This window comes from Alicyclobacillus sendaiensis NBRC 100866, from assembly GCF_001552675.1.
GTDB lineage: Bacteria > Bacillota > Bacilli > Alicyclobacillales > Alicyclobacillaceae > Alicyclobacillus > Alicyclobacillus sendaiensis.
This window is the reverse complement of sequence record NZ_BCRQ01000028.1, coordinates 1-18,355: the sequence shown is the minus strand read 5'-3', so window position 1 is coordinate 18,355 and position 18,355 is coordinate 1. Positions and strand designations below refer to the sequence as shown.

The following is an 18,355-nucleotide window of genomic DNA, read 5'->3' as shown; positions in this document are numbered from 1 at the left end:
ACGGCAAGACGAGTCACCGATAGGTTGCGCTCGCGGACACATCTTCATCCGCGCGCACGAGCTTCTCTTCGCGCGAGGCGACCGCTTCTGCGATGAGCCCTTCCACATCCATGCGCGCCTCCGCTCGCTCCAAGTCGCTCTGTTTCGGATTCGTCTTCGGATGCTTCGGCGCAAACAGCGAGCAGCAGTCGTCAAACGGGAGGATGGAGATCTCATAGGTCCCCATACGCTTGGCCAGTTCAATGATCTCGAGCTTGTCCTCCGCAATGAGCGGCCGCAGGATCGTGTAATCCGTGACGCGATCGACAGCATTTAATGCGGCGAGGGTCTGGCTCGCGACTTGTCCGAGGCTATCCCCGGTCACGAGCGCTCCGGCGCCCACTTCGTCCGCGATTCGCGACGCCGCGCGCACCATCATGCGGCGGAGCAGGATGGTCCTGAGTCCCTCGGGCGCAGCCCGCTGGATCTCCGCCTGAATGGCCGTGACGGACACGAGATGGAGCTTCATCGGCCCGCCCCACTGCGTCAGCACGGCCGCGAGGTCCTCCACCTTTTGCTGCGCTCGCTCGCTGGTGAAGGGGAAGCTGTGAAAATGGACAAGCTCCAGGGCCAGTCCTCGCTTCATCGCCTTCCAAGCCGCCACCGGGCTGTCGATCCCGCCGGAGAGCAAAACCAGTCCCTTGCCGCTCATGCCGACCGGAAAGCCGCCGAGCCCTGGCACCCGGCTGGGATACAGGTAGGCGGCGGACTTGCGGACGTCCACCTCAATCACCACGTCAGGGTGATGAACGTCCACGCGAATGTGCGGCAGCGCGCGCAGAACGGCCGCTCCGACGGCCTTCTGAAGCGCGGGGCTGTCCAGGGGAAATCCTTTAAATCCCCGCCGGGCCTCCACTTTGAACGTGGACTTGTCCATGAGCTCGCGCTTGGCGACCTCGACGGCCGTCCGCTGGATGGCCGCGAGATCGAGCGGCGCGACCGCGACGGGCGAGATGGACGAGATCCCAAACACCTGCTGCAGCTTTTGCAGCGTCGCATCGACCGGGGCCCCGTTGAGCTGAACGACGATGCGCTGCTGACTGCGCGTCACCTTCACGTCCGGCCATTGGGACAGCGCGCGCCGCACGTTGCGCTCCAAAAGCTGTTCCATCTCGGCGCGGTTTGCGCCCTTCGTCGTCAATTCGCCGTACCGGACCAAGAGATGATCGTACAACAAATCCCGTTCCTCCTACCGTATGCCTAGCGCTTGTTTGACCCAAGCCGTCCGTTCGCGGACAACTTCAATGGCGTGCTCGATCTCCGACATTCGAGTGCCAGGATGCCACGAGAAACGAATCGCCGCAAGTGCCAGTTCCGGTTTGACACCCATGGCCGTGAGAACGTGACTGGGCTCCCGTCCATGTTTGCCACTCGAACAGGCACTCCCTGCGGACACATAGAGGCCCTTTTCCTCAAAAGCGTGCACCAAGATTTCCCCACGCGCCCCGGGCAACGCCGCGCACAGGATGTACGGCGAGTGATGGTCAGGGTTCACAAGCACGTAACCGAGTTCCTCGAGGGCGCGCGCCAGGCGCTCTCGCTTCTGCTCGGCGTCCACGTCGCTCTCCATCTCGCGGACCGCACGCGAGGCGGCTTCCCCAAACGACAGGGCACCGAGGACGTTTTCCGTGCCCGACCGCAGGCCGAATTCCTGGCCCCCGCCAACCACATGCGGTTTCAGCCGAAGGCTGCCGTGGACGTAAAGCGCGCCGACGCCTTTCAACGCCCCCAGTTTGTGCCCGGAAGCGGCGTACAGGTGGATGCGCGTGCGCGCGAGCGAAACAGGAATTTTCCCCAGCGCCTGCGTCCCGTCGACGTGAAACACCACTTTGGGATGTGCTTGGAGTTCATCCGCAATCCGTTCCACGGGCAGCACGGCCCCGGTCTCGTTGTTCACATGCATCACGGAAACCAAGATGGTGTCATCCCGGACGTGGCGCAGGACCTCTTCGGCGGACACATCGCCGCGCCGGTTGGGGCGCACGTAGGAGATCTCGAAACCCTCGCGCTCCAGATCCGCCATCGCCTCGCGGACCGCCGGATGCTCGATGGCCGATGTCACGATGTGGCGTCCGCGCTGCGCATAGGCGCGCGCGACGCCGTAGACGGCGAGGTTATTCGCCTCCGTCCCCCCACCGGTGAACACCACGCGGCCATCTCGCGCCCCGAGGCTCTGCATCACTTGGTCCCGCGCGCGCCGCAGAGCGCGCTCGGCGCGCATCCCCATCCGGTGAAGCGAAGACGGATTTCCGTAGATGTCCAACCACTCGGCCATCCGTTCTCGCACCTCGGGGCGCACCGGCGCGGTCGCCGCATAGTCGAAATACAGCTCGTCCGCCACCTTGACTCCCCCCTGAAGTCAGACGGCCGAGGCAACTGACGCGCCTCGGCCGTGAGCGGATTTCGTGTCAGCGGTAAATGACCTCGTCAATCAATCCGTACGCCTTTGCTTCCTCCGCCGACATGAAGTTGTCGCGATCCGTGTCCTGCGCGACCCGCTCGAGCGGTTGTCCCGTCCGTTCCGCCAAAATCCGATTGAGGCGTTCCCGCGTCTTCAGGATGTGCCGTGCGTGAATTTCAATGTCCGAGGCCTGACCACGCGCGCCGCCCAGCGGTTGGTGGATCATCACCTCGGAATTCGGAAGCGCATACCGCTTGCCCTTCGCACCCGCGGCCAAGAGAACGGCCGCCATGCTCGCCGCCATTCCGACGCACATGGTGCTCACGTCGGGCTTAATGTGCTGCATGGTATCATATATCGCGAGGCCTGCGGACACCGATCCTCCCGGACTATTGATGTACATCTGGATGTCCTTGTCCGGATCATCCGCGGCGAGGAACAGAAGCTGCGCGACCACCGCGTTCGCGACATCGTCGTCGATGGGCGTGCCCAAGAAGATGATCCGATCCTTCAGCAGGCGCGAGTAAATGTCGTAGCTTCGCTCTCCTCGCGACGTCTGCTCGATTACGTACGGGATGAGACTCATGCGCTCAAGCCTCCTTTTCGTCTACGGTACTACAATAACCATTATGCCACCGTCTTGCCATTTCATCAAGGTAAGTCAAAGTCAACTAAGTTTCCAATGCAGGGATGTGCTCTCGGCATGCCAATCCCCGGTGCGCGGGATACTGTGGATATTCCCGCGAGAGGAGGATGGTCATGCAGAGCAAGATGCATCCTGCGGATCGATACCTGCGCCTTGCCACCGGCGTCGCGAGCTTGTCTTCCGCGGTCTATGGCCGCCGTCAATCCGCACTCACGCGCGCGCTGCTCGCCGGGTTCGGCGCGATGAAAATCGCGGAAGCCGTCACAGGATTCTGCCCGATGAAGGCGTCGGTGGAGCGCTTGGCCAAGCCATCGGGCGTGTCCGCCGAGTCGACCCGCCAGTGGGTCCAAAAAGCATCCAGGGCCGTGGGGGATGGCACAAAACGGTCGATGCAGAAAGCGCAAGACTCGGCGAAGCAGGCGGCCGATCTCGTCCAGGCAAAGTCGGACACGCCCATCCCGGATGAGGTGGCGAAGTTCTTGGTGGAAGACAACAAGCGCGAGCCGAGCGATGAGGATAACGCTTGACGTGCAGGCGCGGAAGAAGACAGCCACCGCGCGGATGGCTGTCTTCTTCCGCGTACACCCCTTGTCCCCTTCATTCCGCGCGTGCCCGCTCCACGACATCGCGTTGAGGAAGGAAGCGGACGCCGTATTTGCCGTTGCGAAGGCGGTACACCTCGACCTGGCTCGGGCGGGCCGAGCGCCGAATTCGTTCGTCGGCTTCGACCCACATGACAGCGCAATACGCTTCGAATTTCGTATCGTACACGCCCGCGAAGTACACCCAATCGCCCATGCGCCTTCCCTCCCCTGCACGTGTAGTATGAGGCTCGGTTCGGGCGCAGACGCAGGGAATCGATGTGACGCATGGGAAAATGGCGGTCGCCTCATTTTCTTTCTCCGGACCTTTTGCTACAATATTTGCACCACTTCGGTGGGGGCGAAGCGCCGGTCATCAGATGATCTGCGGGTCGCCTTGGCATCGGAGCTTGTCCATCAGCACGATCGCGGTCGCGTGAAACCAGGCGTATGATCCGTCAAGAGGCAACTCCGGCAAAGGAGTGAACGCGCGATGATGACGAAGGATGACATCCTGTTGCTCAAGACTAAGCTGCTCCCGCCCGGAGCAGAAGCCGTCATCGATTTTCTCGCTGCTCGCCATAGCCAACTGGAGTCGACGAACATCGTGCTGGAGAACGTGCCGCTTCTCATCATTGGGCGTCACGGCATGATCGCCCGCCTGCCGCTGAATGGCCGCATCAAAAAGGTGAGCCAGGCGGAGGAGATCCTGCCCGCTCTCCATGCGTATTTCAACAGCGCGTCCTCGACCGACAAGCTGTTTGTCTTCATCAATCTACCGGAACTTCCGATTCCGCCGGAAGTGCAGCAAGTGCTGTCGGAGGTCGAGGCGCGAGCCATGCGCCGCGAGGAAATCCGGATGAAGATCGACCGCGCCCTCGACGAGCGGAATCGCGAAGCCTTTGACCGCGCCGTCAAGGAGCTCGAAGAGCTGATGCGCGAAGAGGATTCGACGGTGGGCCCAGCCCCGAGCGCCACGTAGGAAGTATAGCGCGGTGGAGTCCAGGTAACGCTCAGGATGAGGAGTGATGGGATGGACCGAGGAGCGCTCTGGGAGAAGGCGTCAGAACTCGCCCGTCTCATCGCCGATTCCGAGCAGGCGCGGCGTTACCGGGACGCGAAGGCCAAACTCGACGACTCGCCGGAAGCCCAGTCGTTGCTCCGCCGATTTCGTGAACTCCAGGAGGCGGTGCAGGAGTTTCAGGCGCGCCGCGTCCCGCCGATGCACTATCGGCACGTGATCGAAGAGGCGGATCGTCTGCTCGCGGATATGCGGCGAATCCCGGAGATTGCGTCGTTTGAAGAGGCGGAGCGCGAACTTAACCAGCTGCTCGACGCGGTCTCCCAACGACTGCAAAAGGGATTGTCGTCGCCGCCCCCGCGGTGACCCCCGCGGACGCGTTGACACCATGGACACATGGTGTTATGTTGATGCAAGCATGGCGCAGGCCAAATCTGGATAGCGGATGGGAATGAGACGACATGGCTCATGACGAGTTTCTCGATCACGAGGACGAGGTCATCGTCCTGGAGGACGAAAACGGCGAAGAGCATCAGTTCGTGTTGGGCGAGGTCTTGACGGTCGACAACAAGGATTACGCGGTGTTGTTGCCGCTCGACGACTCCATGGAGGAAGGCGTCATTTTCCGCATCGACGGAGAAGACGGCGAGCAAATGGTGTTGTCAGAGATCGAGGACGACGAAGAATGGCAGCGCGTCGTCGACGCCTACAACGACGAGCTGTTTGACGACAGCGAAGAAGAGGACGAAGATTGAGCTTCCTCTCCATCGCCGTTTCGTGGTGTGAAACACCGCGAAACGGTTTTTTCATGCCCTCGTGAAGTCCTTCGGCCACACGTGCGCACGCGTTCATTCCCTAGAAATGAGGGGCATAAATCGCAGCGAATTTCGAATATATAGGCATTGACGCCGTTTGGAGATTGTCTTTTTGAACAACTTATTCTATGATGAAATTGACCCATTCAAGTTGTCGCCGTGATTGCCGCGGCCAGAGAAAGGAGCCAGACCATGACCCCGAATGATCTCGACGCACTACTCCGTGAAACACGCACCTTTGCCCCGCCGGAAGAATTTCGCCGTCAAGCGAATTACAACGATGAAAGCATTTACGAGGAAGCGGCGCGTGATCCCGAGAGTTACTGGGCGAAGCAAGCTGAACATATCACTTGGTTTCATGAATTTGAAAGCGTTTGCAGATGGGACCCGCCGCACGCGCAATGGTTCATCGGCGGCAAGCTGAACGCCGCATATAACTGCGTGGATCGCCACACGCTCACCCACCGCAAGAACAAGGCGGCCATCATCTGGGAAGGCGAACCGGGTGACAGCCGCGTCCTCACGTACGACATGTTGCGGCGCGAAGTCGACAAAGCCGCACATATGCTCACGAAGCTCGGCGTCAAGAAGGGCGATCGCGTCACCATCTACCTGCCCATGGTGCCGGAGCTGCCTATTGCGATGCTCGCGTGCGCGAAAATCGGCGCCATGCACTCGGTCGTGTTCGGCGGATTTTCCGCGCAGTCGCTCAAGGACCGCATCCTGGACGCCGGCAGCAAGCTGCTCATCACCGCGGACGGCGGCTGGCGCCGCGGCAAAGTCATTCCGCTCAAGCAGAACGCGGACGAGGCGGTCGCGGGCACGCCCATCGAAAAGGTGGTGGTGGTCCAGCGGATCGGCGAAGCGGCGCAGGCAACCATGAACCCCGCGAGGGACATCTGGTGGCACGAGGCCATGGCGAGCGCGCCGACGCAACCGTTCCCGGCCGAACCCATGGACGCCGAAGACTACCTGTTCTTGCTCTACACGTCTGGCACCACCGGCAAGCCGAAGGGCATCGTCCACAGCACAGGCGGATACTTGGTGGGCGTCAACACGTCCATGCGGACCGTCTTCGATCTGAAGGACGATGACGTGTTCTTCTGCACGGCGGACATCGGCTGGATCACCGGCCACACGTACATCGTGTATGGGCCGCTGTCGGCCGGCGCGACGGTCGTGATGTACGAAGGATCGCCCGATTATCCGGATCGCGACCGCTATTGGGCCATCGTGGAGAAGTACGGCGCGACCATCCTGTACACCGCGCCGACCTCCATCCGCATGTTCATGAAGTGGGGCCCGCAGTACGTCGAAAAGCACGATCTCAGCACGCTCCGGCTGCTCGGATCCGTCGGCGAGCCCATTAACCCGGAGGCGTGGATGTGGTACCACAAGTACGTCGGCCAGGAGCGGTGCCCCATCGTGGACACGTGGTGGCAGACGGAGACGGGTTGTGCGATGATCGCTCCACTTCCGGGCATCATCACCACCAAGCCGGGTTCCGCTACCAAGCCCGTGCCCGGCATCTCCGTCGATATTCTCGATGACGACGGCCATCCTGTCCCGCCCGGGCACGGCGGCAACCTCGTCATCACCAAGCCTTGGCCCTCCATGCTGCGCACCGTGTGGGGCGATGACGAGCGGTTCCGCAAGACGTACTTCGGCAAGTTCGAAGGCATCTACCTGCCTGGGGACGGAGCCTACCGAGATCAGGACGGCTACTACTGGATTGTCGGACGCTTGGACGACGTCATCAACGTGTCCGGCCACCGCATCGGCACGGCAGAGGTGGAGAGCGCCCTGGTGGCGCATCCCGCAGTCGCCGAGGCGGCCGTCATCGGACGCGCCCACGAGGTGAAGGGGCAGGCCATCACCGCATTCGTCATCCTCAAGGAGGGCCACACCGGTTCGGACGATCTCGTCGCAGAACTGAAGCAATTCGTTGTCGAACAAATCGGCGCGATGGCCCGGCCCGAGGAGATCATCTTCACGGCCGATCTCCCCAAGACGCGCAGCGGTAAGATCATGCGCCGCCTCCTGCGCGACATCGCGGAGGGCCGCGTGGTCGGCGACACCACCACGCTGGCGGATCCGGCCATCGTGGAGCAGCTCAAAGCGCAGTACAAGGATCAGGAATGATGTGAATGCCCGGCGCCTGTGAAATCCTGCGCCTGGAAGGAGGTGATCCGGCAGGCGCAGGACGCCCACTCGTCGTTTGCCGAGCCGTTGTCAACCCGTGAAAAAGAGATGGAAAAGAGGGTGAACAGAATGTCTGATCAGGCGAAAATCGCAGATCCTGGTCCGCTTGGGCTCGCCGGGTTTGGCATCACAACGTGCATCCTGAGCCTCATCAACGCGGGCGTGACGAGTGCAGGCGCACTCGGCGTCGTCCTGGGACTCGCCATCGCGTACGGCGGTGCGGCGCAGTTCATCGCCGGACTTTGGGAGTTCCGCAAGGGCAACACGTTCGGCGCCACCGCATTTTGCTCGTATGGCGCGTTCTGGTGGGCGTTCTACCTCATCAACAAGTTCGCGCCCACGGCAGGCCTGGGTCTCTTCCTCCTGTTCTTCGGCATCCTCACGCTGTTTTTGTGGTTCGGCACCTTCTACCTGAATAAGGCGCTCTGGTTCGTGTTCTTGACGCTCTGGATCACGTTCTTCCTGCTCGCGGCTCACGCCTTTGGCATCATCGGCAGCAGCACGGCCGGTGGCTGGGTCGGCTTTATCTGCGGTTTGAGCGCACTCTATACCTCGTTTGCCACGGTGCTCAACGAGACCATGGGCCATGTCTTCATGCCCGTGGGGCAACCGTTTGTCCTAAAGCGCACTTCTGCAACCGGTGTAAGCGCTTAATTCATCGCGAAGAATTCGCTTGCCTTTCTCGTTCCCCATGTATAGCCCGTGCAAGGCGGCCCTTGCCAGGCCGCCTTTGCGCATGGCGACCTCAGCCTCATCCGCCCACCTGCACCCTGCGCTTCGTCAACGCTCGTCGTCGACAAGCTTCTCGTGCAGACCGCTCTCGAGCAACCTGCGCGTCTCCTCGACGTGAGACTGCATGACGCGCTTTACCCACGCCGCATCGCCGGCGAGGATGGCCTCCGCGAGACTTCGGTGCTGCGCGAGCGCGCTTCGCATATCCGCGTCTCCGCGCTGCATCCGCCTGCGCATGACGAGCGCGAGCGTGAGTTCGACGAGGCTCCTCATCTCTTCCCACATGCGCGACACGCGGCGATGGCCCGACGCGCGCACGATCGCGTCGTGGTAGGCCAGGTCGAGGTTGGACAAGTCCTTCCAGTCCTTCCGGGAAACCGCCTCCTCCATGGCCGAGACAAGCGCCGAAAGCATCAGAGCGAGGGATGCGCGCTCGGCGCGCGGCCGTTCACACACGCGTGACGCGGTGAACTGCTCAATCATGCTCCTGACGTCGTACAATTCCAACGCATCTCCCAGGTCCAACCCCACCACCTGCGCCCCGTTTCGGCCAAGCGCAATCAAGCCCTCGTGCGCCAACTGTCGCAAAGCCTCGCGCACCGGCGAGCGGCTCGTACCGAAGCGGCGCGCCAAGGCGTTTTCACTGAACACATGCCCCTTCGGCCACTCTCCCCACACGATCTCCCTACGAAGCGCGTCCGCGACGGCGTCCCCGAGCGTCCTCTCCCCTCCTGCGTGCCGCTTCACCGTACCCCTCCTTTTCGAAGCCTTCAGACAGTTGACATCGCCGCTTCAAACCTCTATCATCGACATCGCACATACTTACGATTGGTAAGTAGATGAGAAATCAGAGAGTGGGAGTGGAGGAAACATCATGTCCAACGTCCGTTTGACTATCCTTTACTATAGTGCAACGGGGACCAACTATCGAATGGCGCAAATTGCAGCGGAGGCCGCGCGCGAACTCGGCGCTGAAGTGAGGGTGCGCAAAGTGGCGGAACTCGCGCCGCGCGAAGTGATTGAGACGTCTCCCGCGTGGAAGGCGCATGTCGAGGCGACTGCGCACGTCCCAGTGGCCACACCCGACGACGTCGCTTGGGCCGATGCGGTCATCTTCAGCGTCCCAAGCCGGTTCGGCAACATCCCATCGCAGATGAAGCAATTCCTGGACACGCTGGGCCCCCTGTGGGCCAAGGGCTTGACCGCCAACAAGGTCGTCAGTGCCATGTCCAGCGCTCAGAATCCACACGGCGGCCAGGAAGCGACGATTCTCTCGCTCTACACCTCGATGTACCACTGGGGCGCCATCATCGCCGCGCCAGGATTCACGGATGCCTCCGCGTATGCATCCGGCGGAAACCCCTACGGCACGAGTGTGACGGTGTCGGAAACCGGCGAGATCGACCCAGGGACTCAGGACGCGATTCGCCATCAGGCGCGCCGAACGGTGACCATCGCATCTTGGGTGAAACAAGGGCAAGCCGTGACGGCGTGAGATCAGGGGCCCGCGCGTGCGGGCCCCTTAATCCTTGCCTCAGCGGAGAAAGTCGGGCTGTTTAAACCGGGGATTCGGATAGCGGTAAAAGCCCTCTCCGGTCTCGCGGCCGAGCTTGCCCTGGTCAATCATCACCTTCAGCTTCTCCGCAAGCCTCGCGTACGCCTCGTTACCCGCCTTCGCCTTGCCGGACGCGATGTTGTACGCGGTTCGAATACCCACGGTGTCCAGGATGGCAAACGGCCCCTCCTTCGCCCCCGTCGCAATCATCCACGTCTTGTCGATGGTCTCCGGATCGGCCACCTCGTTGACCCACAACATCTGCGCGGCCTCCAGGAAGGGCACGAGCAGCGAATTCAGGATGTAGCCCGGCTGCTCTTTGCGCAGGGGCAGCGGCACCATGCCAATCGCCCGCGCGAACTCCATCACGTCCTGAAACACCTGCTCGTCGGTTCCGCCGTGGCGCATGACCTCCGCCGTGTTGTGCCGCCAGATGGCGTTGGCAAAGTGCAGCGCGAGAAACCGCTCGGGTCGCCCCGTGGCCTCCGCGAATTGGCTCGGGAGCAGCGTGGATGAATTGGTGGCGAACACGGTGTGGGGCGGCGCGACCTTGGCCAGCCGCTCGTAAAACTCGCGCTTGACCTCCGGAATCTCGGGCACCGCCTCAATGACGAGGTCCGCTTCGCGCACGGCGTCGGCGAGATCGGCCGTCAGGCGTATTCTGTCCATCGCCGCGTCGACCTGCTCCTGCGACGCACCGAGATCCCGCATGTAATTTGGCTTCAGCTTCTCGAGCCGATCCCGCGCTTTGGCGAGCGCCTCGTCCGAGATGTCGTAGATCACGACCGGAAAACCGTGAAACGCCGTTTGGTACGCGATTTGGCTTCCCAAGACACCGCCACCGGCGACCGCGATGTTCCGAAACTGCATTCCGCCCACCCTTTCCTTCTCTTCGCTCCGCTGTGCCTCGTCAGGCAGGTGCCATGGTCACGCGCTCCCGCTCCACAGCTGCCTGGACGTAGGCCTTGGCGATCCCGACCGCGGCGATCTGCCGCTTGTCCACCCGCCGCAGCGGGACGTCGCACGCGAACGCCGCTCGGAAGGGAAACGGTTTCAACCGAATGCGACCAGGCCCCTCCCACTGAACCTCGATGGGCTCGCCCATGATGGACTCCAGCTCTCGAAACGGCCCGCGAAGCCATGGAACAACCGGCCCCATCCCGCAGCGCGGATGGCTCAGGCACACGTACAGGGATAGTTTATCGAGAAACTGGACGACGCGCACATCGCGCGCGACGTCTCGTTCGGCAACGCCCAGTTCCCCCAGGAGGCGCGCCTGGCGAGATTGCTCGCGCGCCAGAAACGCCAGCGCATCGGCATCTGCGGCATGCTCGAAAAAGGCCGCGTAGTGCCGACTGGCGAGGAGACCCGCGTACGGATCTCGATCCTCGAGCTGGTCGACGCCGCAGTGATAGTGAGCCAGCTTCCACGAATCGGGAAGGTCGAGAAACGAGTACGGCGCGCCGCGCGCGTCGTTCCACATGGGCACCTTGTCCATAGCTTTCCATGCCAGGTCGTGCTCGGCCGCGGCCTTGAGCACCGAAGCGCGCCGCTCGACGGCTGAGAACACCTCGTCTCGCAGCCACGCGCCCATCTCGCCCGCGTGCAGGCTGTGATCGTACTGCCCAATCATCCGAAACGCGTTTTCCGCATCCACGACAATCACGTCCGAACCGCCTCCAACGGTAAACAAAATGCCGCGACTGGGAAGCGATGTTGAAACGCTTCGCCAGCGCGGCCCGCATTCCTGCTAGGACTTCACGACTCGATGGCCTTCGCGATGGCGCGATCGAGCGCGTCTTCGACGCGCGCCGCGACGGGATCGAGGGCGGGATCTTGTATCCATCCGATGAGCGCGGTGGGTCTGGGAAACGCCACCTTCGTCCCATCGCCGTCCTGATACACCACGACCTTGCACGGGAGAAAATACCCGACCTGAAGGTTTTGCGACAACACCTCGTTCGCGGCCTTCGGGTTACACACCTCGAGAATGCGGTACGGCGTCGAAAACGGCATGCCTTTGGCGCGAAGCGTCTCGGGGACGTCCATTTGCCAAAGCACGCCGAACTGCTGCTCTTTGAGCGCCTCCGTCACGCGATGGACCGTCTCGTCCACCGCGTAGGGGGAATCGTACACGCGAGCCCAGCTTTCGCTCATTCTCCATTCCTCCCATCGTTCCACACGGTCTCCAGGGCTTGAAGCACGGCGCGCTTGGGCACGAGGCCCTGAAGCCGCATCACCGGGACTCCATCCCGGAACGCCATGAGCGTCGGAATGCTCATCACCCCGTAAGCCTGTGCAACGCGCGGACTCTCATCCACGTCCAGTTTGCCCACAATGAGCTCGCCTTCGAACTGGCGAGCGACCGCCTCGACCACCGGCGCCATCAGCCGACAGGGCGCACACCACGGCGCCCAGAAGTCCACGAGCACCGGGGTCTCGGCGTCGCGAAGAAGCCGCGTGAAGGACGACTCCGACAGCGTCAACGTGGCCATGTCCACATCGCCGCCTTTCCCGTAGCATCTGCTCCGTCAGGACGAACGCCGCTTCGCCGCATTCCAGGCCATGATCCCGCCCGTGAGGTTGCGCACGTCCCGGAAACCGTGGCGTGCCAGCCACTTGGCCGCACGAGCGCTGCGCGCCCCGGAGCGGCACATGACGACGACGGGCTTCTCCTTGTCCAATTCAGCGCTGCGATGCGGCAACTCGCCGAGCGGAATGTTCTTGAACCCTTGAATATGGCCTCCCCGAAATTCCGAAGGCTCCCGCACGTCAACCAGCTGCGCGCCTGACCTTTTGTCTCGCAGGAGGTCCTTCAGCTCGTCCGCCGAGATGGGCCGAACGCCTTTCGCGGGAAGCGCTCTCCAGATCCACACGCCTACGACGACCGCCACCGCGACAATCCAGATCCACGACATGGACATATCTCACTCCTCGACAGGCTCTGCGTTGTTATACCTTACTGGGTATAGTATACGACAAGCCGTCGAGATCGACAAGCGGCCGCGAGGTTCCCGGCCGCTCCATTTCGATGCGAAGGCGCGGATGCCATTTCAGCGTTCCGGCGAGACGAGCGCCCGCGCAGCCGCGCGCAGGTGAAGAGCGAGGATGGCCGCCGCGAGCACGAGGGACGCCACAAACACCCCCGCCACCTTCGGCCAGGAGGCGCTGTCGAGCCACGCCACCACGCGTCCGCCCTCGATGAACCACACGCCCGCCAGGAACACCTCCAGCCCGAACCAAGCGGACATCCCGCCGCGATTGCGCCGAAGCGTCACGCTCGCGGACCAGACCGTGTTCCACGTCCCACAGAGGCCCGCCACCGCCCACGCGATCAGCATTTCCCGCAGATCCGCGCCTCTTGCCGCGCGCTCCATCGCGGCATGCGCCCAAAGCACAAGCCCGCCCAGCGCGCCCGCGGTCACCCAGAACCACGTGGTGAGGTTTTCGGCCAGCGCAAACCCGACGATCACGCCCTCCCTGCGCACGGGCCAGCCGCGCGCCCAGTCGCCGAGGTGATCGAAAAGCGCCGTCACCGCAAAGCCGCAAAACATGGACCACAACCACGCGCCGCCAAGCATTCCGCCCTCGAGGCGTGCGAACGAGAGGTGCAGATGCGGAGACGTCCACTGCAACATCACGAAAACCAAAGCGGCCACGATGGGAATGGTGAGGTGAACGGCCACAGCCCGCCAAACTGACCTCGCGCCGGTCGGCCAGAGCGCGCGCCCAATCGCCATGCGAAAGATGGCGAGTGCGGTCCGGACCATCTCCGCACCCGTATTCGTCACGTGTGGCTCCAAACCGCGGGCGAGCGCGTCGTGATCCGGCGGACGAGAGAAGCGAGGCGCTCGACGCACCCCTTCCGCCCGCCCGGGCGCGGCGTCCCGCCGCGCCGCATGGAGCCAAGTGCCGCGGGCGAGGCATCGCACGCCGACTGCCGCACAGATGAGCCCATACGCCGCGTAAGCCGCCGCGAACACCATCCAACTCTCATGCGTTCCGGACAGGGGGCCACGCTTGGCGATGTCGTCGACGATGAACACCATCAGGCCCGTCCACATGCCATCGCCCACGGTTCCCAGCCAGCGATAGGGCGAGCTTCGCAGCGCAGCGAGCACGGCGGAGACGCAGGCGCGGCCCGCATACGCAAGGACTGCCACAGCCAGAAGGGACAACCACGTACCGAGAACCTGCGGATTCCCCAAAAGCCCGTGCGCGGCATGGACGCCGGCGGAGAGAGCCGCGCCAAGAAGGAGCCAGCCCATCAGTCTGACATACGCCGCCGCGGCGCGAACGCACACCACCGTGACGCGCGCATACGGAAGCATCGCCGTCGCCCCGACCCCGTCTCCCCCACCGGCCCAGCTCGCGAGGGAAAACGAACCGAGGAAGAGCCACACCGAGAGCGACGCCACGCCAACGCGATCCGGCGAAGCGGAGGTGCTCACCGAGAGGGTCAGGCCCGCGACCAACGATACCCCCGCCGCGACGAGGATCCACGCGAGTCGCCGCTTCCATGAACTCCGGATTCCCCGTCCCCTGGACCACTCGAATCGCCACAGCGCCATCCATCGCTCGGCCTGCGTCACGGCGAAAACACCTCCCGGTAGCGCGAGGCGACCGACAGGCCGCGCGCCCGAATGGCGTCGGCCGTTTCGTCCGCCGCAATGGAGCCGTCCTTGAGAAACAGGACGCGATCGAAGAGTGGCTCCAGTTCGCGCACGTCGTGCGTGGCCATGAGCACCGTTCGCCCAAGTTCGCCGCACTCGCGCACCATGGCGCTCGCGATGATCTCACGCCCCAAGGGATCGATGCCCGTGAACGGCTCGTCGAGCAGCACGACCTCCGCGCGGCGCGCCAGGCACGTGATGAGCCCGACGCGCGTCACCTCGCCGCGCGAAAGGCGGGCGATGGGGCGATCGAGGCGAAGGGCGAGATCGGCCACCAGGCGGCGTTCGCTCTCCTCGCTCCAGTCGGGATACAGGCGGCGAGCATGCGTGAACCACTCGCCGACGGTGAGCCAGCCGGGCAAATGACCGCGCTCGGGCAAGAGCGCCGTGTGGAAGAGCGTTCGCCAGCCAGGTGCCTGCCCGAGCACCCGAACGTGACCCGCCTCGGGCCGGAGTATCCCCGCGATGATCCAAAGCAGGGTCGTCTTGCCTGCGCCGTTTGGCCCTAGCAGGCCCACCATCTCGCCGGCTTGGATGCGAAGGGAAATCTCGTGGAGAATGGGGCGCTTGGCATACGCGAATCCCACCCGGTCACACTCAATGGCTGCGCGCATCCTCGTCTCCTCCCTCTTCTTCAGCGCCGAGCCGAAGCAAATCTTCCACGCGCATGCCGAGATCGGCCGCGACGCGCCGCACGTGTTCAAACGCCTGGCGGGCGATGCGCGCCCGCGCCCGCGCCTCGACGCCCGGTTCCCGCGCGACGAACGTGCCCTGGCCGCGAAACGTCTCGAGCAGCCCGTCCTGCTCCAGCTCGGCGTACGCCCGCATGACGGTGTTTGGCGTCACGCGAAGACTGGCGGCGAGATCGCGCACGGAGGGCAGGCGAGTTCCCTTCGGCAGGCGTGCGGCGGCAATTTCCACCCGGATGCGATGGGCAATCTGCTCGTACAACGGCTGCGACGGATCGAGCTCCCACGCGGGAGGTCGCCAAGGTGGATCCAACGTCATGCCGCTTCCCCCTCGCAGCCGGATGTCTTAAGTGTATTAAATCACATGATACACTTGGCCCGCAAGACCGCGCTGTCAGCCTCGAACAAACGGCTCGCCATGAGCCGCACGCGCGAGCGATCCGGCCGACGCGCAGCGCGAGCCCATGGCGGCTCACGCACGCCGCGAGGCGCCGCCCCTCGGCGGTTTCCCTCCGCACGCGGCGATCGGGCCAGCGCATCAACCGTTCGCCGGCCAGTAGGCGTCGCCCCGGATGACGAAGCCGGGAAGCGCCATAGGCGGGCGATGATGAAACTCGGCGAGCACCTCGACAGCCGACTCGGATGACGCGTCTTTCGCCGCGAAGTTGAGCGGCGACGCAACGATTGCCGCGATGGTCCGCGCCAGCTCGTTTCGCTCTCCATCGGCCGCGCTGCCCGCGTCGTAGGGAAACGTGAGCGACCAGAGCAGCAAAGGAGGCAAGCTGCCGTGATCCAAGGGGGGCAAAGATAGATTCCAGGTGGCGAGCTTGCCCGACTGATAGTCCGAAAACGGCGGCACGCCCGGTACCTTCGCACCCACGAGACGGTTCCAATAACTCGCAAGGGATTGCGCCCCCGCGACCGCGTCCGCCCGAAGGGCATCAAGCGCCGCTTGACCCACGGACTCGGTGTATGACGCATCCGGCGAACGGATGTCTGGCGCGTTCACCTCCGCCACACTGACGCGCGGCGGAAGCGTTGGCTTGGCCGGAAAACACCCGATCCATTCGCCCACGCCCACCCAAACCTTGTCGCCCTGAACCGCCAACGTGGGCACGGTCAGGTTCGGCGTCTCCATTTCAAGCCACGATCCGATGGACACGCTGCGCGGAATGGGGTACTCGGCGGCCTGGCCCGTTTGCACGTTGAACGCCACCAGCCGGTTCCACACGCGGTAGCCCCACGATACGGGCAGCGCGCGCAGCGGCGAAGGCAGCGACCCGGGCCCCTTGAGCGCCACCCAGATCCATGGGCCCACCTGGCCCAAGATCAGGTTGTCCCACGATCCCGGCGGCCACGTCTCCGGATTTACGAGCGAGCCATACATCGGGATGCTCGAGGGCCACTTGGCCGCCGGCTTGCCCGCCACTTCGACCGTGACCGGCTCCGTCCGAAACCCGCTCGGGAAGCCGCTCTGGAAGTTGAGGCGAACAGGCCCGTGGTATGTGTGCTGCGTCTGTGCCGGCAGCAGACCGCCGGATTTCAATTCGTCGCCAAGCGAGTAGGACGCGGCGTACCAGCGTTGCCCCGTGATCCACCCCCGCGCGTTGACGAGATCGACGTGCACCGTCAGGCGAAGGCGCGCGCCCTCCGGTTCGATTCCCGCGATCACGGCGAGATCTCCTTCATGTAGGAGAGGAGAGGCGGCGCGGAGAAACGTGACGCAGAGCCGATTAACTGTGCGGCGTCACGGACAATTCGTAGTTCAGGAGGGTGGTCTCCAGGTCGTGCGGAAGCCCCCGCACTTCTTCCTGGACAAAGTCCCAGTTGACGTTCGGCCCGTGAACGAAAATGGCAAGGCCATTCGTGCCATCCGCAAGCTCGTACGCGAGCGCGTTCGGGTTGAGCAAAACGCGAGCGGCAAACGTCGGCGACGTCACGGGCCCGACGTCCTGCATGTCCTGAGGAATGAGTTGCTGCCAATTCGGAAAGTAAGCCATGACATCCTGCACAATGCCTCCCATGGCTGTGTCCACGAAGAATGTGAGCGTGCTTTGGCCGTCTCCGCTGGCGAGATCGATGGCAACAGAACCATCGGCGCCGTCGCCAGCGCGCGTGACCCACCAACCCCGCGGGCCCAAGAGTTCCACGCCGCCGTCGTTGGTGCCATTGTTCAAAAAGTACACACTAAGATCCGAAACTTGGTCCGGCGGAATGGTGAAGTGGATGGGATGAAACCCTCCCGCGGGGTAGGGCAGGAGCGGCTGCTCCGGCGTAATCCCGTATTGAGCGTTCACGATGGGCACCACAGGAATGCGGACCTGCTGCCCATCGCGGCCGATGAAGAGGACCGAGTTTTGATTGTTCAGCAGGCTGCTTTGCGTGTTGGACGACGGTTGCTCCACGTTCGCCGTGTGCTGCTTGGCCTTGTCCCCGCCGGCAGATCGATTGGAACTGGAGGTTCCATTCGCCTCCTCGCCGCGCACCTGCTGATGCGCCGCGGTCGAGGTTTTCGAAGCATTCGTGACGTGTCCAACCGACACCTGCAGGGGAGTCCCGCATCCTCCCACACCGATGGCGACCATCATCACGAGCGCGAAAGGAAGCGCAGATCGCCGCGCTCCGGCCTTCTGGCCACCCTTGTGTACTGTTGCGGGATGGCAAGGTTTCATGCAATTCACGTGACGTAACTCCCGTGCGCGACGCTCCTTATGCAGCGCGCGAAGATGAAGGTAGAGACAAGGAAGGATTCGACAACTCGTCGCGGAATCCTCCCTCCAAGGGAACCTCGTCCATGGAAGACCGCCACGCTGTGTAGATTTGCGTGTCGGTGTTCTGCAACTTTATTTTGCGTTAAACCATTTGACCCCGAAGCTCGGCGAAAAACGCATTCGCAGCCTCTGCCAAGCGCTCCGCGCGTCTCACGAGCCAATCCTCATACTCATCGACACTGCGCTCCATCACGTCCTCGTCGATAAACTGAGATCTCAGCTTTTCCACG

At 63.3% G+C, this 18,355-nt stretch carries 22 protein-coding genes; 7 read left to right on the top strand and 15 right to left on the bottom strand.

All coding sequences use genetic code 11. The annotated features are described in order from the left end of the window. Positions 1-13: 13 nt before the first annotated feature. The 3 genes from thiI to clpP form a co-directional block, all read right to left on the bottom strand. Positions 14-1,216 carry a tRNA uracil 4-sulfurtransferase ThiI gene (gene thiI / locus AS26_RS07235; RefSeq protein ID WP_062307809.1) on the bottom strand — a complete coding sequence of 401 codons (1,203 nt, stop codon included), beginning with the start codon at positions 1,214-1,216 and terminating at the stop codon, positions 14-16. A 12-nt stretch (positions 1,217-1,228) separates the two neighbouring features. Next, positions 1,229-2,380 carry a cysteine desulfurase family protein gene (locus AS26_RS07230; protein WP_062307807.1) on the bottom strand — a complete coding sequence of 384 codons (1,152 nt, stop codon included), beginning with the start codon at positions 2,378-2,380 and terminating at the stop codon, positions 1,229-1,231. Positions 2,381-2,447: 67 nt separating this feature from the next. Then, the gene (gene clpP, locus AS26_RS07225) at positions 2,448-3,026 is read right to left on the bottom strand and encodes an ATP-dependent Clp endopeptidase proteolytic subunit ClpP (protein ID WP_008339574.1); all 579 of its coding nucleotides are present in this window, start codon (positions 3,024-3,026) and stop codon (positions 2,448-2,450) included. 173 nt (positions 3,027-3,199) lie between these two features. Between clpP and AS26_RS07220 the strand changes: the two genes are divergently transcribed. Next, positions 3,200-3,613 (top strand): YgaP family membrane protein, encoded by a 414-nt coding sequence (locus tag AS26_RS07220; RefSeq protein ID WP_083516013.1) that lies wholly within the window; start codon positions 3,200-3,202, stop codon positions 3,611-3,613. A 70-nt stretch (positions 3,614-3,683) separates the two neighbouring features. On the opposite strand, the gene AS26_RS07215 is transcribed toward AS26_RS07220, so the two are convergent. Further along, complete coding sequence (locus AS26_RS07215) at positions 3,684-3,884, bottom strand: hypothetical protein (RefSeq protein ID WP_062307802.1); 201 nt, start codon at positions 3,882-3,884, stop codon at positions 3,684-3,686. 276 nt (positions 3,885-4,160) lie between these two features. Between AS26_RS07215 and AS26_RS07210 the strand changes: the two genes are divergently transcribed. The 5 genes from AS26_RS07210 to AS26_RS07190 all read left to right on the top strand — a co-directional run bounded on the left by AS26_RS07210 (position 4,161) and on the right by AS26_RS07190 (position 8,359). Then, a complete protein-coding gene (locus AS26_RS07210; protein ID WP_062307800.1) occupies positions 4,161-4,649 on the top strand; it encodes an IDEAL domain-containing protein in 489 nt (162 codons plus the stop codon). A 51-nt stretch (positions 4,650-4,700) separates the two neighbouring features. Beyond that, positions 4,701-5,054 (top strand): YlbF/YmcA family competence regulator, encoded by a 354-nt coding sequence (locus AS26_RS07205; RefSeq protein ID WP_062307797.1) that lies wholly within the window; start codon positions 4,701-4,703, stop codon positions 5,052-5,054. 95 nt (positions 5,055-5,149) lie between these two features. Next, positions 5,150-5,443: a DUF1292 domain-containing protein gene (locus AS26_RS07200; RefSeq protein WP_062307795.1), complete on the top strand. Its 294-nt coding sequence runs from the start codon at positions 5,150-5,152 to the stop codon at positions 5,441-5,443. Between the two features lie 252 nt (positions 5,444-5,695). Continuing rightward, on the top strand, positions 5,696-7,645 hold the full coding sequence (gene acs / locus AS26_RS07195; RefSeq protein ID WP_062307793.1) for an acetate--CoA ligase: 1,950 nt from the start codon (positions 5,696-5,698) through the stop codon (positions 7,643-7,645). Between the two features lie 129 nt (positions 7,646-7,774). Further along, positions 7,775-8,359, top strand: a complete 585-nt coding sequence (locus AS26_RS07190; protein WP_062307847.1) for an acetate uptake transporter — start codon at positions 7,775-7,777, stop codon at positions 8,357-8,359. Between the two features lie 126 nt (positions 8,360-8,485). On the opposite strand, the gene AS26_RS07185 is transcribed toward AS26_RS07190, so the two are convergent. After that, positions 8,486-9,184 carry a GntR family transcriptional regulator gene (locus AS26_RS07185; RefSeq protein WP_062307790.1) on the bottom strand — a complete coding sequence of 233 codons (699 nt, stop codon included), beginning with the start codon at positions 9,182-9,184 and terminating at the stop codon, positions 8,486-8,488. Positions 9,185-9,311: 127 nt separating this feature from the next. Here AS26_RS07185 and wrbA point away from each other — a divergent pair, with 127 nt between their 5' ends. Next, positions 9,312-9,932 carry an NAD(P)H:quinone oxidoreductase type IV gene (wrbA, locus tag AS26_RS07180; RefSeq protein ID WP_062307788.1) on the top strand — a complete coding sequence of 207 codons (621 nt, stop codon included), beginning with the start codon at positions 9,312-9,314 and terminating at the stop codon, positions 9,930-9,932. A 39-nt stretch (positions 9,933-9,971) separates the two neighbouring features. Here wrbA and AS26_RS07175 read toward each other — a convergent pair whose 3' ends face one another. The 10 genes from AS26_RS07175 to AS26_RS07130 all read right to left on the bottom strand — a co-directional run bounded on the left by AS26_RS07175 (position 9,972) and on the right by AS26_RS07130 (position 18,026). Further along, complete coding sequence (locus AS26_RS07175) at positions 9,972-10,862, bottom strand: 3-hydroxyacyl-CoA dehydrogenase (RefSeq protein WP_062307785.1); 891 nt, start codon at positions 10,860-10,862, stop codon at positions 9,972-9,974. A gap of 40 nt (positions 10,863-10,902) precedes the next feature. Further along, positions 10,903-11,658, bottom strand: a complete 756-nt coding sequence (locus AS26_RS07170; protein ID WP_062307783.1) for a DUF3891 family protein — start codon at positions 11,656-11,658, stop codon at positions 10,903-10,905. Between the two features lie 92 nt (positions 11,659-11,750). After that, the gene (locus AS26_RS07165; RefSeq protein ID WP_062307780.1) at positions 11,751-12,149 is read right to left on the bottom strand and encodes a DUF302 domain-containing protein; all 399 of its coding nucleotides are present in this window, start codon (positions 12,147-12,149) and stop codon (positions 11,751-11,753) included. Next, the gene (gene trxA, locus AS26_RS07160; RefSeq protein WP_062307777.1) at positions 12,146-12,487 is read right to left on the bottom strand and encodes a thioredoxin; all 342 of its coding nucleotides are present in this window, start codon (positions 12,485-12,487) and stop codon (positions 12,146-12,148) included. Before trxA ends, AS26_RS07165 begins: the two co-directional genes overlap by 4 nt. Positions 12,488-12,523: 36 nt before the next feature. After that, the gene (locus AS26_RS07155; RefSeq protein ID WP_062307774.1) at positions 12,524-12,916 is read right to left on the bottom strand and encodes a rhodanese-like domain-containing protein; all 393 of its coding nucleotides are present in this window, start codon (positions 12,914-12,916) and stop codon (positions 12,524-12,526) included. Between the two features lie 129 nt (positions 12,917-13,045). Continuing rightward, positions 13,046-14,584 carry a hypothetical protein gene (locus AS26_RS07150; protein WP_062307772.1) on the bottom strand — a complete coding sequence of 513 codons (1,539 nt, stop codon included), beginning with the start codon at positions 14,582-14,584 and terminating at the stop codon, positions 13,046-13,048. Next, positions 14,581-15,279 (bottom strand): ABC transporter ATP-binding protein, encoded by a 699-nt coding sequence (locus AS26_RS07145; RefSeq protein WP_062307769.1) that lies wholly within the window; start codon positions 15,277-15,279, stop codon positions 14,581-14,583. The genes AS26_RS07150 and AS26_RS07145 overlap by 4 nt, the downstream gene beginning before the upstream one ends. Then, positions 15,263-15,673: a GntR family transcriptional regulator gene (locus AS26_RS07140; protein WP_062307767.1), complete on the bottom strand. Its 411-nt coding sequence runs from the start codon at positions 15,671-15,673 to the stop codon at positions 15,263-15,265. The genes AS26_RS07145 and AS26_RS07140 overlap by 17 nt, the downstream gene beginning before the upstream one ends. A gap of 219 nt (positions 15,674-15,892) precedes the next feature. Continuing rightward, positions 15,893-17,026, bottom strand: a complete 1,134-nt coding sequence (locus AS26_RS07135; RefSeq protein ID WP_062307765.1) for a hypothetical protein — start codon at positions 17,024-17,026, stop codon at positions 15,893-15,895. Positions 17,027-17,087: 61 nt separating this feature from the next. After that, positions 17,088-18,026: a DUF4850 domain-containing protein gene (locus AS26_RS07130; RefSeq protein WP_062307762.1), complete on the bottom strand. Its 939-nt coding sequence runs from the start codon at positions 18,024-18,026 to the stop codon at positions 17,088-17,090. Positions 18,027-18,355: the final 329 nt, after the last annotated feature.